At 46.3% G+C, this 14,162-nt stretch carries 16 protein-coding genes; 13 read left to right on the top strand and 3 right to left on the bottom strand.

Going from position 1 to position 14,162, the window contains the following annotated elements:
• Positions 1–29 precede the first annotated feature (29 nt).
• The 7 genes from pabC to MGMO_RS16495 all read left to right on the top strand — a co-directional run bounded on the left by pabC (position 30) and on the right by MGMO_RS16495 (position 5,288).
• Positions 30–851: an aminodeoxychorismate lyase gene (gene pabC / locus MGMO_RS16525; protein WP_023496214.1), complete on the top strand. Its 822-nt coding sequence runs from the start codon at positions 30–32 to the stop codon at positions 849–851.
• On the top strand, positions 851–1,846 hold the full coding sequence (mltG, locus tag MGMO_RS16520) for an endolytic transglycosylase MltG (protein WP_023496213.1): 996 nt from the start codon (positions 851–853) through the stop codon (positions 1,844–1,846). Before pabC ends, mltG begins: the two co-directional genes overlap by 1 nt.
• Complete coding sequence (gene tmk, locus MGMO_RS16515) at positions 1,846–2,481, top strand: dTMP kinase (RefSeq protein WP_023496212.1); 636 nt, start codon at positions 1,846–1,848, stop codon at positions 2,479–2,481. The genes mltG and tmk overlap by 1 nt, the downstream gene beginning before the upstream one ends.
• Positions 2,472–3,464, top strand: coding sequence for a DNA polymerase III subunit delta' (locus MGMO_RS16510; protein ID WP_023496211.1), 993 nt, complete (start codon positions 2,472–2,474; stop codon positions 3,462–3,464). The genes tmk and MGMO_RS16510 overlap by 10 nt, the downstream gene beginning before the upstream one ends.
• A gap of 2 nt (positions 3,465–3,466) precedes the next feature.
• Positions 3,467–3,820, top strand: a complete 354-nt coding sequence (locus MGMO_RS16505; protein ID WP_023496210.1) for a PilZ domain-containing protein — start codon at positions 3,467–3,469, stop codon at positions 3,818–3,820.
• An 86-nt stretch (positions 3,821–3,906) separates the two neighbouring features.
• Complete coding sequence (locus MGMO_RS16500) at positions 3,907–4,680, top strand: TatD family hydrolase (protein WP_023496209.1); 774 nt, start codon at positions 3,907–3,909, stop codon at positions 4,678–4,680.
• Between the two features lie 251 nt (positions 4,681–4,931).
• Positions 4,932–5,288 (top strand): hypothetical protein, encoded by a 357-nt coding sequence (locus MGMO_RS16495; RefSeq protein WP_023496208.1) that lies wholly within the window; start codon positions 4,932–4,934, stop codon positions 5,286–5,288.
• Between the two features lie 118 nt (positions 5,289–5,406).
• Here the strand turns inward: MGMO_RS16495 and uvrB are convergent, their stop codons facing one another.
• Together uvrB and MGMO_RS16485 are read right to left on the bottom strand one after the other, a co-directional pair.
• A complete protein-coding gene (gene uvrB / locus MGMO_RS16490; RefSeq protein WP_023496207.1) occupies positions 5,407–7,434 on the bottom strand; it encodes an excinuclease ABC subunit UvrB in 2,028 nt (675 codons plus the stop codon).
• Positions 7,435–7,437: 3 nt separating this feature from the next.
• Entirely contained in the window at positions 7,438–7,878 is a 441-nt protein-coding gene (locus MGMO_RS16485) for a VanZ family protein (RefSeq protein WP_082458411.1), read from the bottom strand.
• On the opposite strand from MGMO_RS16485, the gene MGMO_RS16480 reads away from it, so the two are divergent.
• The 4 genes from MGMO_RS16480 to MGMO_RS16465 all read left to right on the top strand — a co-directional run bounded on the left by MGMO_RS16480 (position 7,829) and on the right by MGMO_RS16465 (position 11,534).
• Positions 7,829–8,626, top strand: coding sequence for a ferritin-like domain-containing protein (locus MGMO_RS16480; RefSeq protein ID WP_023496205.1), 798 nt, complete (start codon positions 7,829–7,831; stop codon positions 8,624–8,626). The genes MGMO_RS16485 and MGMO_RS16480 overlap by 50 nt on opposite strands.
• 117 nt (positions 8,627–8,743) lie before the next feature.
• Positions 8,744–9,841 (top strand): quinolinate synthase NadA, encoded by a 1,098-nt coding sequence (nadA, locus tag MGMO_RS16475; RefSeq protein ID WP_023496204.1) that lies wholly within the window; start codon positions 8,744–8,746, stop codon positions 9,839–9,841.
• A 211-nt stretch (positions 9,842–10,052) separates the two neighbouring features.
• Positions 10,053–10,574 (top strand): hypothetical protein, encoded by a 522-nt coding sequence (locus MGMO_RS16470; RefSeq protein WP_023496203.1) that lies wholly within the window; start codon positions 10,053–10,055, stop codon positions 10,572–10,574.
• A 549-nt stretch (positions 10,575–11,123) separates the two neighbouring features.
• Entirely contained in the window at positions 11,124–11,534 is a 411-nt protein-coding gene (locus MGMO_RS16465; protein WP_023496202.1) for a hypothetical protein, read from the top strand.
• Between the two features lie 204 nt (positions 11,535–11,738).
• Here MGMO_RS16465 and MGMO_RS19170 read toward each other — a convergent pair whose 3' ends face one another.
• On the bottom strand, positions 11,739–11,987 hold the full coding sequence (locus tag MGMO_RS19170; protein WP_023496201.1) for a DUF4124 domain-containing protein: 249 nt from the start codon (positions 11,985–11,987) through the stop codon (positions 11,739–11,741).
• Positions 11,988–12,230: 243 nt separating this feature from the next.
• Between MGMO_RS19170 and MGMO_RS16455 the strand changes: the two genes are divergently transcribed.
• Together MGMO_RS16455 and MGMO_RS16450 are read left to right on the top strand one after the other, a co-directional pair.
• Positions 12,231–13,166 (top strand): YbgA family protein, encoded by a 936-nt coding sequence (locus MGMO_RS16455; RefSeq protein WP_036308464.1) that lies wholly within the window; start codon positions 12,231–12,233, stop codon positions 13,164–13,166.
• 3 nt (positions 13,167–13,169) lie between these two features.
• Positions 13,170–14,027, top strand: coding sequence for an SDR family oxidoreductase (locus MGMO_RS16450; protein WP_023496199.1), 858 nt, complete (start codon positions 13,170–13,172; stop codon positions 14,025–14,027).
• Positions 14,028–14,162 lie beyond the last annotated feature (135 nt).

The following is a 14,162-nucleotide window of genomic DNA, read 5'->3' as shown; positions in this document are numbered from 1 at the left end:
TCCGTCACGCCTATGTGATCAGCTCTGCCATGATCCTGATAAATGGAATAGCTTCCGATTGCATTTCTGTTAATGATCGCGGCTTCCAATACGGCGACGGTTTATTTGAAACCATTGAAGTCATTGACGGTCAACCCATATTCCTGCAACAACACTTGCTTCGATTGAGTAAGGGCTGTTCAAAGTTAATCATCCCCAGTCCCGATATAAACCAGCTTGCAGATGAAATCCGTGCTGTCTGCAAGCAAGCAAAGCTAGCAGTCCTAAAAATTATTGTCACACGCGGGTCGGGTGGAAGGGGTTATCGTCAACCAGAAGCTATCCAGCCAACCTGCGTATTGAGCCTACATCCTTTTCCTGATTATCCTAAAACTTATGCCGAACAAGGCATTAATGCCCGTTTTTGTGACACTCGATTAGGTTTAAACCCAGCCTTGGCAGGTATCAAACACCTCAATCGGTTAGAACAAATTATGGCGCGAGCTGAATGGGATGATCCCGACATTCAAGAAGGTATAATGAGGGACATCAATGGCCATGTGATTGAAGGCACGATGACCAATTTATTCTATGTAAAAGAGGATATTACCTATACTGCAACGCTCAAGTTGTCAGGGGTCACAGGCGTATTGCGTGGGATCGTAATGCAATTGTTACGTGAGCAAAACTGTCCCTTAATTGAACAGGATTACAGTAAGGAAGAATTGCTCGCCGCAGATGAGATTTTCGTTTGCAACGCTATTATTGGTATTTGGCCTGTTAAACAAATAGGGGACGCTAACTTTGCTATCGGAAAGTTGACTGGGCAACTCCAGGCATGGTTGGCAAAGCTTAAGAGACAGACATATTAATGCGATGTAAAATCATAATAGGCATTTCGATTGCCTTAATAATTTTAATGCTTGGATTGGGTGCAGGTTATTACACTGCCCTAAACAAACCGGCAATTCAACAAAACGTGGTCGTCGAAATAGTAAAAGGTGATTCGTTTGGGGAAATTACCCAGAAACTCTTTGCCAAAAATAGGGCGGCCAGTCAATTCTGGTTTAAAGTGATAGCTGTTCAACAAGGTGTAACCCATAGTCTTAAGGCGGGTGAATACGAACTAAGCCCTGGTTTGACGATCCCTGAAATTTTGACAATTTTTGCAGAGGGCAGGTCAAAAAAATACACGCTTACCTTTCCAGAAGGTTGGAATTTAAAAGAAGTTTTACAAGCAATAAAACAACACCCTAACGTCACTAAAACCCTTAAAAAAGAGGATGTTGTCGAAATATCGTCTCAACTGGGAATCAATGAGAAAAATCCCGAAGGCTGGTTTTTTCCTGATACCTACCAGTTTGAAAAGAATGCCACGGATATTGCAATTTTGAAAATGGCGTACACAAAAATGCAATCTGTGTTGGCGCAGGAATGGCAGAAGAAAGAACTTAATCTGCCTTATAAAACCCCTTACGACGCACTCATCATGGCTTCTATTGTTGAAAAAGAAACTGGGGCGACAAATGAACGGGCAAAGATTGCTGGCGTTTTTATTAGCAGGCTTGCCAAAGGAATGCTGTTGCAAACCGATCCCACCGTTATTTACGGTATGGGCGATAACTATAATGGTAACATCAAGGCGAATGATCTGGCCGCAGCGACACCTTATAACACTTACGTGATCCGGGGGTTGCCGCCTACACCGATTGCCCTGCCAGGACGCGATGCCATTCATGCCGCTTTGCATCCCGATAAGGACAATAGCCTGTATTTTGTGGCGAAAGGTGATGGCAGCCATCAATTTTCGGCAACGTTGACGGAACATAACCAAGCTGTCAACAATTTCCAGAAACATAAAAGATAATGCCTAAGAAAGGAAAATTTATCACGCTTGAAGGCGGTGAAGGGGTAGGGAAGACGACCAACGTCCCATTCATCAAGGATTATCTTCAAAGCCAAAATATCCCTGTGGTTATCACGCGGGAACCCGGAGGTACTGGGCTGGCCGAAAAAATACGGGGGTTGTTGCTGCAAGGTAATGACGAGGAAGTCACTGGCCATGCCGAAATCCTGCTCATGTTTGCCGCCAGGGCGCAACATTTACGGCACGTCATTAAACCCGCGTTGGCGCAAGGGCAATGGGTTTTATGTGATCGTTTTACCGATGCCACCTATGCTTACCAAGGCGGCGGCCGTGGCATGCCGCTGGAAACTATCGGCTGGCTGGAAAATTTTGTGCAGGATGGCTTAAGGCCAGATTTAACCTTATTGCTGGATGTTCCCATTGAAACTGGAATGGCACGGGCGAAAAATAGGGCAGGGCAGCTAGACCGATTTGAATCGGAAGAATTCGAATTCTTTAATCGGGTAAGGCAAGTTTACTTGGATCAAGCCCGGCACTATCCAGGACGCATCAAAATCATCAAAGCAGATCAATCCTTGCCCGACGTACAGAAAGCCATTGTTGAAAACTTAAAGCCCTTGCTGCGATGGCAGTAAGCAACAATATTCTGCCTTGGCAAGAGCAACATTGGGGCTCACTTTACGGCTATATCAAGCTAGGACGCATTCCACAGGCGGTGCTCATTACGGGCGCGAGTGGGCTAGGCAAGGAAGCCTTAGCCAACCGATTCGCTTATTCCTTACTGTGTACCAACGTACGGGATGGTGGCTCGTGTTGTGGTGTGTGTGCCAGTTGTTTGCTTATCAATGCCGATACGCATCCTGATTTAATAAAGATAAAACCGGATGAAGACAAAAAAACCATTTCCATCAATCAGATTCGGCAAGTTGTTTCAGGCACGTACCTAAAGCCGCAGTTTGAAGCCTATCGGGTGATTATTATCAATCCTGCTGATGTAATGACAATACAGGCGATCAATGGATTTTTGAAATGCCTCGAAGAGCCTACCGAGCGCACTTTATTTATATTGATAACTGACAAGCCCAACAAGCTGCCAGCAACCATCATTAGCCGTTGCCAAAAGCTAACGGTGACGATGCCTGAGAAAACCGTCTTGTCCGATTGGCTTAACGGGCAGGGCATCCATAACAATCAGGGTACGGTATTAAATTTAGTGCGCGGCTCACTGTTAACGGTACAACAAGCCGCTGACGATACGCTCTTAAAACAACGCACGGATTGTTTCAACGACTGGTTAACGATAGCAAAACAGCGCAATCATCCGGCGATAATTTCAGAAAAATGGCAGAAATTACCGGAAAAGGAACTGGTTAACTGGCTCATTTCCTGGGTTTCTGACGTGATTAAGTGCGCGTGCCGTATCGACGCTGAACAACTCTGCAACCAAGATATGGTAAAACCTTTGCAAGAACTCGCTCAACGGCTAAACTTGAGAAGACTTTTTGGTTTATATGATCTTTTGCTTACCTGTCGTCGACAATTGGAAACACAGGCCAATTTCCAGATAATGCTGGAAGAAATTTTAGTACAATGGCAACAACTTAACGGGAGAATCTAGCGATGGCAGAAGCAGCAGCGCCTAGACAAGGCATTTTGTCGCTTTCCATAAAAGATAAAAATGCCTTATATCAAGCTTATATGCCATTTGTGTTGAATGGCGGCATGTTTATCCCAACCGATCGCGAATACGCAATGGGGCAGGAAGTGTTCATGTTGTTAAACCTGATGGAAGAACCGGAACGCTTGCCCATTGCCGGAAAAGTCATCTGGAAAACGCCGCCCGGCTCATCAGGTTACCGGACTGCCGGCATTGGTGTCCAGTTTAGTGACCAAGATGGCGGGCTTGCACGCGCCAAGATTGAAAATTATCTGGCGGGAGCATTAGGCGGAGACCGAGCCACACATACCATGTAAGACAAACATCTCCTTCCCAGTCCGATAGCTTGACATCATTGGGTCAAGCGTCTATTGATTTACCATAAACTACCCAACACTCCCGCATGTTAATTGACTCCCACTGTCACCTGGATCGAATTGATCTTGCGCCATATCAAAATGATTTCGCTAATTTTATGGATGCTGTCAGGGATAACCAGATTGAGCATTTATTGACCATTGCTATCGACCTGGAATCTTATCCTGGGATGCTTGCCCTTGTGTCCGGTTATCAGCAAATTTCGGTGACAGTTGGCGTTCACCCCAATGAACAAGACGGCAGGGATCCAACCGTTGATGAATTGATTGCGCTAGGCCAGTTTGATAAGGTGATAGGCATAGGCGAGACGGGCCTTGATTATTTTCGTAGCGAAGGTGACTTGGAATGGCAGCGGCAACGCTTTAGGAATCATATCAGTGCGGCAAAAATCCTTAAAAAACCGTTAATTATCCATACCCGCGAAGCAAAAGAAGATACGTTACGGATTTTGCAGGAAGAAAATGCCTCGGCAATCGGCGGCATTATCCATTGCTTTACCGAAGACTGGGAATTTGCCCAAGGTGCGTTGGATTTGGGTTTTTATATCTCTTTCTCTGGCATCGTGACATTCAATAGCGCGAAAGAAATCAAAGAAGTGGCAAAAAAAGTACCTGCCGATCGATTTCTGGTCGAAACAGATTCGCCCTATTTGGCACCCGTACCGCATCGGGGCAAACCCAACTACCCGACATACGTAAAATATGTCGCAGAACATATCGCCGAATTGCGCGGCACTTCAATCCATCACATAGCAGAGCAGTCAACAGCCAATTTCCGTACCTTGTTTAACCTCCTCTAATTCGGTTGCGGCAATCATGTTGAACACAATCGACATGCAAATGTCGAATTTTGCATTGCAGTAGGTTTTTGAAATAAACCGGCTGATACCCAAACGCAGAAAATAAAAAATCTGCTGGACTTGAACTTAATATAGGTATTTAATGTTTATTCTAAATAGTTAATGTAAGTTGTTGTATATAGAATTTTTATACTTACTGTTTTGCCAGCATTAACGGGGTTGATTTTATTAACCAGGGCAAAGGTGTCGAGATGAATTATTTGCGGTCAGTTTTAGTAAGTTCGGTGGTCGTTGCTGGTATTTGCCTTACCGGGTTTAAAAAGCACATACCCGATCACGATACTTCGGTAAAAAACCAGAAATCTGCCGAAGCGATTAAACAACAAAAACCTTTGGATTTATCGGTGCAGTTTAAGGATATAAGCGCAGGGGAAACACCAGAAACATTGGCGAGTGTGCCGGCTTCCTCACAGGAAGCGCTAGTCGGCGATAAGAGTAAAGCAAGGGTTGTCGAACTTCAAGGCAAAATCATCATGTCGCAAGAACCGGAAGCCGGAAAAATAAAATCGGCGGATGGTGCCGGGATAGTGATTAATCTTCACCATTAGCAAGCTGTTGTAAACACCTTGTTAATGCAGTGCAGGGACGCACTGCCTTTTAGGGAAGACGTAAGCCGTTGATAGAATGGCGGTGTTGCCTTTAAGGAAAGGTCGTGCTCGGAATGAATTAAACTAACGTCCGTTCCTGTAATTCTTTAATTTCATCCCTTATTTTTGCAGCCTGTTCAAACTCGAGATTTTTGGCGTGTTTGTACATAAGTTCTTCGAGTTGTTTCAATTTTTTGCTGAGTTGCTTGGGTGACATTGCCCGGTATTCCGCTAGATTCTCGGCGACTTTGTTATACGCTTGTCCAGAGCTGTATTTATGGCTATGACTAGACCAGCCTGCACCGGGGATTGCCACTTGCAAAATATCGGTCACCGATTTTTGGATGCCTTTAGCCACAATTTGGTGATCTTCGTTAAATTGTCGTTGTTTGTCTCGACGGCGGTCGGTTTCGTCGATTGCTGCCCGCATGGAACGGGTGACCTTATCGCCGTACAAAATCGCCTTGCCATGCAGGTTACGGGCGGCGCGGCCTATGGTTTGCACCAATGAGACTTCTGAACGCAAAAACCCTTCCTTGTCGGCATCCAATATCGCAACCAGGGAGACTTCAGGAATATCAAGCCCTTCCCGCAGCAGGTTAATCCCAACTAATACATCAAACTGACCGAGGCGCAAGTCGCGGATAATCTCAACGCGCTCTACCGTTTCGACATCCGAATGCAGGTAACGTACTTTGATATTATGCTCAGACAAATATTCCGTCAGGTCTTCCGCCATGCGTTTGGTTAGCGTCGTGACCAGCACCCGTTCGTCGACTGCCACCCGCTTATTGATTTCCGACAGTAAATCATCGACTTGGGCAGAGGCAGGGCGCACTTCCACGACGGGGTCGAGCAAGCCCGTCGGCCTGACAACTTGCTCTATAAATACGCTGCAATGCGCTTTCTCGTAAGGCCCAGGCGTTGCCGAGACATAAATCCGTTGCGGCGATTTTGCCTCGAACTCGTCGAACATCAAGGGACGGTTGTCTAACGCAGAAGGCAGCCTGAAACCGTATTCCACTAAGGTTTCCTTGCGTGATCGGTCGCCTTTGTACATGGCGCCAATTTGTGGGACGCTTACGTGGCTTTCATCAATGATTAGGAGGGCATCATCCTGTAAGTAGTCGAACATGGTCGGCGGTGGCTCTCCGGCTTGCCTGCCGGACAAATAACGGGAGTAGTTTTCAATGCCGGAGCAATAGCCGACTTCCATGATCATTTCCAGGTCGAATAAAGTGCGCTGTTCCAAGCGTTGGGCTTCCACCAGCTTGTTCGCCGAATACAGGTAGGCCAGCCGTTCCCTGAGCTCTATCTTGATCGCATCGGCTGCCGACAGCAACTGCTCGCGCGGCGTGACATAATGGTTCTTAGGGTAGACCGTATAACGTGCAATCCGGCTAGTGATTTCGCCCGTTAACGGATCAAATAAGGACAAGCGTTCGACTTCATCATCAAAGAGTTCAACCCGCAAGGCTTCCTGTTCGGATTCGGCAGGGAAAATGTCGATGACTTCCCCACGCACCCGGTAGGTCGCCCGGCGCAGTTCGGTGTCATTGCGGATGTACTGCATTTCGGCAAGGCGGCGCAGGATGTCGCGCTGGTTGATTAAATCCCCGACAACCAAGTGCAACACCATTTGGAAGTAGGATTCCGGCTCGCCCAAACCGTAAATCGCAGAAACCGTTGCCACCACAATCGTATCGCGCCGTTCAATGAGCGCCTTGGTGGCAGATAAGCGCATTTGCTCGATATGCTCATTTAAGGAGGCATCCTTGTCAATGTACGTATCGGATGCCGGGACATAAGCTTCGGGTTGGTAATAGTCGTAATAAGAGACGAAATATTCCACGCTGTTTTCGGGGAAAAACTCCTTCATCTCACCATACAATTGCGCCGCCAGTGTCTTGTTGGGCGCCATAATCATCGCGGGGCGTTGCACTTGATTGATGACATTGGCGATGGTAAAGGTCTTGCCCGAACCTGTTACGCCCAACAAGGTTTGGTGGACTTCGCCATCATTCAGTCCTTCGATCAGTTGCTTGATCGCCGTGGGTTGGTCGCCAGCGGGTTGGAATGGGCTATGGATTCGGAAGGGTTTTTCCACGGCTTAAATTGATGTAATTTTGAGTACACGTTTTAATTGCGGCAAGAGCAGCATTGATACCGTAGCACCAATCGTATCTGCCACCCAATCTAGGACATCGGAACTGCGGCCAGGGACAAAAGATTGATGCCATTCGTCCGAAATGCCATGTATGCTACAAAAAGCAATACTCGTAACTACCAACAAGGATGGAGGGACAAAATGTCGGAAACAACGCCATGCCAATATACCCATTACAAAATAAGCGATGAAATGATGAAGCTTGTCCTGAAAATCAAATACCAGGGGGATGGGTAGGGATGACTGGCTAGACAAGCCAAAAATCGCGGCGCACAATGTTATTAAAGCCAGACTATCTAAAAATTTAAGCATTTGTTGTCCTGTAACTATATTTATGAATAACCTTTTTGAGATCGCTGAAGCCTGTCTCCACAATCCAAGCATTGATGAAAAATTGGTGTTAACCCACCACGCCAAGAGCTTGTTAGATGAAGGTCAATTGGATTTTACATCTTGCCAACCTGTACAAGCGATTAACCAAGTCAAATTTCCTCAAAAGCCAATTTTGCAAGCCCCGCGTTATATGCCCAAACGCAACCTGACATCGCAAGATGGCGTGATTGCCTTTTTTCACGCCATTGCCCATGTCGAGTTCATGGCGATTTACTTGGCTTGGGATTTGCTCTACCGTTTTCGCGGCTTGCCGGGGCAATTCTATCAGGATTGGCTGTGCGTTGCCGACGAAGAAGCGCAACATTTTGAACTTCTGCGGCAACATTTACGTCGTTTTAATGTCGAATACGGTGACCTGCTAGCACATGGCGGCTTGTGGGATCACGCGGTCGAGACGGCAGAGGATTTACTGGCGCGATTGGCACTGGTTCCCCGCTGCATGGAAGCCAGGGGATTGGATGTAACGCCCGGAATTATCGCCAAGTTTACCGCAAAGGGCGATGAAGCAGGTATTGCAATCCTAACCCGTATCCTGACCGATGAAGTCAAGCATGTCGAACGCGGATCGTACTGGTTTAAATCTATTTGTGGTCAGCAAGGTTTAGAACCGGAAACCCAATACCGAAGCTTGATAAGCCAATATTATCGCGGCGGCAAACCTAAGGGCCCTTTCAACCGGGACATGCGGAAAATGGCAGGGTTTTCGGATGCGGAATTGGATTGGTTGGAGGCGGGTTGATGGAAAATGGTTTTTATGGCTAGGGTTTGCTTTATAATCATAAGCAACGCTATCTGAAAGATTTTCCATCCCGATTAATCCAAAGCCACGACACCGTTTTACACTTCAGGTTAAACAATGACATCAACCCCATCCCCCATACAAGATTACGCCTTACTCAGTGATGAAGAATGCGATGCCAAGATTATCGCAGCCAAGGAAAAGCTGGGTAAGCGTTGCGTCATCTTAGGCCACCATTACCAACGCGACGAGGTGTTCAAACACGCCGATTATGTCGGCGATTCGCTTAAGTTATCGCGCGATGCCGCCGCCGCCGAAGCCGAATATATCGTCTTTTGCGGCGTGCATTTCATGGCGGAAGTGTCCAATATCTTGACCCGTCCTGAACAGGTCACCATCTTGCCGGATTTGGCGGCGGGTTGTTCAATGGCGGACATGGCAAATCTCACCAAAGTCAAAAAATGCTGGGAGGAATTGGGGCAGGTGATCGATGTCGATAATGAAGTTACGCCGGTCACTTACATCAATTCCGCCGCCGACCTGAAAGCCTTCTGCGGTGAACATGAAGGCATCGTCTGCACCTCATCCAACGCGCAAAAAATCCTGGAATGGAGTTTTGCCAACCGCCCGAAAGTCCTGTTTTTCCCCGACCAGCATCTAGGCCGCAACACCGGCTACCGCATGGGGATTCCGTTGGATCAACTGGTCCTGTGGGATTTCAACAAGCCGATGGGCGGCTTGACCGAGGAGCAAATCCGAAACGCCAAAATCTTCCTATGGGGCGGGTTTTGCTCGGTACACCAAATGTTCAAGCCGGAACAGATCGACAACTTCCTGGCAAAATATCCCGAAACCAAGGTCATCGCCCACCCCGAAGCACCGTTCGAGGTCTGCCAGAAAGCCGAGTACATCGGCTCGACCACGGCGATTTTACGCATCATCCGAGAAGCCGAGCCCAACACCCGCTGGCTGGTGGCGACCGAGCTGAACCTCGTCAATCGCCTGCACGAAGAATGCAAAAAAGACGGCAAAAACGTCCACTTCATGTCGCCCACCTTGTGCATGTGCTCCACCATGTTCCGCACCGACCCGCAGCACTTGGCGTGGGTAATGGATAACCTCGTCGAAGGCCATGTGGTAAATAAGATCGTCGTCGATAAGGAAGATGCTAGGTTAGCCAAGAAGGCGTTGGATAATATGTTGGCGATACATTAAGAATTTTCCCTGGCGGGCTTAAAACTTCAGAAGGGATATTTAGGCCTTGATTTATGTTTATTGTTTGCTAGCTTCAGTGTTGCGCTCGAAAGTGGGCTTCATTCTTTCGGTTAACTCGGCGTTATACGAACGGTATAAAAGTGAATAAATGAATACATTCTGTCGTGTCTAAAAGAGTCGGTTGCACGAATAAAGGATTGATACAAAAAAAATGAACACTACGTTTGATGCGATATACCCTATATTAGATGCGATATTGGCTACTATAGGGGGAACGACGATCCTTATTGGGATGGTCTGCACTTTATCAAAAATGCTAATTGAAAAAAGGCTTAGCCAAGACCTAGAAAAGTTTAAATCCGATCTTGAGCATGCGAATCAAGTAAAAATAACCGAACTCAAAGCGAAAATGGAAAATATGTTTCATGAGTATAAGGAAAACATCAAAAACCTCTCTGCAGAAAGAATAAAAGCGGTTAAAGTTGTTCACAACGCAGTGATAGAGGCATGGGCTGGTTATACAAAAATGATAAGCCTTATGAGGTCAATAAGCGAAGAAATTCCAATTTCGGATCAGGTATTAAGTGACGTTAATGATTGTATAAAGACGCTGAATCAACTTTTAGAATGCACAACATTTAACGAAATATATTTGCCATCGTCTCTTTCTGACAAAATTCTAGAGTGGCGGAAAAATCTATCGATTACTTGTGAAGTATACGGCCCATCATAAGTAGCCCTTACCAAGAATACGGGTCAGGAAAAAACGAACATGTTAGGCTCTGGAAGGAACAAGGTGTCGAAAAGGAAACGTTTGAAGAAATAAGAAAAGAACTGAAAATGCTAATTGGAGTTGAGTCTTAGTTCGTAGGTTGGGCTAAATGCATGAAGGCTAATAAAAACAGAGCCGTAGGTACGATTAGCGATAGCGTAATCGTACGCATGGGTTATGTTGATGGGCATTCCTCCGATTACGCTATCGCTAATCGGAGCTACTTGGGCTGAGCCATGTTAATGAAAAATAGTAACGATTAAGGCCGTAAGGCGCATTCCGTAGGGCGGATTAGCCGCGCAAATTGATTGGTTTTTGGTTTGCCACTTTTGTTTGGGCGCGGTGTAATCCGCCGAATGTGGAATACCCTTACCACGCTACGGCCCTAAATATTTAGATAACCTTATGACACTAGGTGTTAAGTCTTTTAGGGTGTCTGATTTATGTTGAGCATATCTTTACGCTCCTATGCCCAGCATTCCCTTAACTCGGAGCGGTGGAGAACCAAAAATGGCACAAAAGCTTCTTACGGCAACCCTCTTGTTGTTGCTTTCTGGCTGCGCGACAACAGCAAATAATGCTTCTTCCTCCTCCAATCCTTCTGCTGAAGGAAGTAGCAAAGCCGAGAAGAAAATATCAATGGCTATTGGCCGTGAAATTGGCAACTTTAAAATCACTAATTCACAGGTAACAGAAGCGCCTGCAGGTTATAACCGAATGCAGTACACCGTTAAAACTGATGATGGAGCCACCTTTAAATGTGAAATTTTAGAACCATCCGGATTTGGTAAAGTCGTGACTTGGGGTATGGCAAGTGGGGCAAATGCTATGTGCACAGATTTTACACAAGGATCATATAACAGAGGAAAAACCAACAATGCTAGCTGCAATGCATTACTACGTGCTGCTGGCAAATGCTGAAATAATGTCCAACCCATCGGTCAACCGGACAGCAACATCTTACAATTTGAACTGATAAATAGTCTGGTAGGGTGCATTCCATGCACCTGATTTTGTGCGTAAAACGCACCCTACAACTTAGCCCGTTGGGCTGAATGCAATGAAGCCCAACACAAACGAAACTGCTAAGCTTTGGACTTCCTGTGTCTACCGCATCCTCCGATACTATGACTTCCCAGGTACCCGATAAGGTTGATTGCTTGAAATGCTAAATTTAGGGCTGCCCTTAAGTAAAGTTATATTCTGAGCCGCTTGGCTATTGGCAGGCGGATGGTTGCTGTACGTTACCTTGCCGTCTGCATTGACCGATTTGTACAGTTTTTTTGCGTGGGCATTCAGTGCCAAAAAACTTCCTACCAATAACAACGCCGTGGTTGCCGCACTAACCCAATTTAACTTAAATAGTTTACTCATTTATGCCCCTGATTTAATGGTTGATAAAAGCATTGTTAACCGCCGCCCAATCAAAATGGGACGGTTAACGGCAGATTAAACTATTGAGCGATTTTTCTCTTGTTGTTACCCCAATTCTGTGAGCCAATGCCTTTTTTTAAAACGCGTTAGCGGAGTTTCGTGCACTCACCCAACCGATGTCCTTGTGAAATTCAAATTCGCTGTTAGATTGTTCTATTAAAGCATTAACCTTACACCATGAACATGAACAAGATCCCCATCGGTATCAGTAGTTGTTTACTAGGCCAACCCGTGCGTTACGATGGCGGTCATAAACTTGATTCGTATATTACCGGGACATTAGCGCAATATTTTGATTTAATCCCCTTTTGTCCAGAAGTGGCGATCGGTATGGGTACGCCGCGACCCACCATCCAATTGGTGAAAACAGGTGATGGCATTCGTAGCTTAGGGGTAAAAAATGCCGATATGGATGTAACGGAGTCTTTGCAGGGCTATGCTGACCGGCAAAAACAGGCGCATGGCAGTTTATGCGGTTATATCTTGAAAAAAGATTCGCCCAGCTGCGGCATGGAACGGGTAAAAGTCTACAGCAATAACCAACCTCAAAAAATCGGCATCGGCATTTATGCTGAAATAATGATGCGAAACCATCCCCTGTTACCCGTTGAGGAAGAAGGCAGGTTGGGCGACCCGAGACTTCGTGAAAATTTTATCCAGCGTGTCTATGTGTTGCATCGCTGGAAACAGTTATTGGCGGAAGGTCTGAGCCCAAGCCGGTTGACCCGTTTTCATGCAAGGCATAAACTGATTGTCATGAGCCATGACAGCACCATCGAATTGGGCCAGTTACTGGCCAGCGTGACGAAATCGAATGTAGGCGACGTGGCGCAAACCTATATTGCCCAATTAATGAAGACCTTAAAAAAGGTGGCGAGCCGCAAAAGCCACGTCAATGTCCTGCAACATATCCAGGGTTATTTGAAAAAAGAGTTGGAAGCGGATGACAAAGCCGAGCTTTATGAGTTGATTGAACGCTATCGGCAGGGTGAAGTCCCGCTCATCGTGCCATTGACCTTGATTAAACACCATTTCAGGAAAAACCCCGACCCTTATAGCGAGGATTCCTACTATATGTCGCCGTATCCACAAGCATTGCAGCTTATCAACAGCCTATAACTGATGGCAAAAATCCTGATAGTCGGTTGTGGCGCAATAGGTTACGAGTTAGCCACGACATTGGTGGAAGCAGGGCATGATGTGACCGGGCTAAAACGTAGCCCGCCGCCTTCAAGCCGAGAAAAGTTTACCTACTTTCGTGCCGATATTGCTTCACCCGCCGACCTGAAAACATTGGATAAAGATTTTGAGCATGTTTTTTTTATCGTTTCCGCCGATAGCCGTCACGACAACAGCTATCACGATATTTACGAAACGGGTATCGACAACTTGCTTAATCGATTTGCACAGGCAGGATGCAAAGCGCCGTGGATTTTCGTTTCTTCCACCAGCGTTTATGGTCAATCGAAAGGGGAATGGGTTGATGAAGATTCCGTCACCACACCCAGCAAAAACACCAGCCTCAAGATAGTCCAGGCTGAACAAAAACTGGTGGCGCAGAATCCCGCCAATGTGGTCGTGCGTTTTTCAGGTATTTATGGCCCAGGCCGTGAATACCTGCTCAGGATGGCAAAACAAACGCCCTCAATTCAACAAAATCCGCCTTATTACACCAATCGAATCCATCAGCGTGATTGTGTTGGGATTCTAGCCTACCTGTTGCAGCAGCGCTTGTCAGGCATTAGTCTACAACAGTGTTACTTGGCGAGTGATGACGATCCAGCACCTTCATGGGAAGTCATGACTTGGCTTTCAGAAGAGATGCGGTGCAATCCTCCCGTTGCCAAAATGATTGAGGGCGATTGCGACATGAATAAGCGATGCCGAAATGATAGGCTAAAAAATCTCGGTTACAGCTTTATTTACCCAGACTACAAGACAGGCTATTCGGAATTGATAAATCAGCAAGGACGGGGTTAATTGGCCGCCAACTCATTGTAGTACAGTAATATTGGACAAAATCCGAGTTTCGATGCGGTGTACAGCCCAATTTTCACAGTTGACAGCCCTTAAAACAGCATTATATTAAGTCAGGACAAGGAATAACGAAGAACA

Source organism: Methyloglobulus morosus KoM1 (assembly GCF_000496735.2).
Classification (GTDB): Bacteria; Pseudomonadota; Gammaproteobacteria; order Methylococcales; family Methylomonadaceae; genus Methyloglobulus; species Methyloglobulus morosus.
Note: the sequence above shows the minus strand (reverse complement) of the source record. Positions and strands in the feature narration are given on the sequence as shown.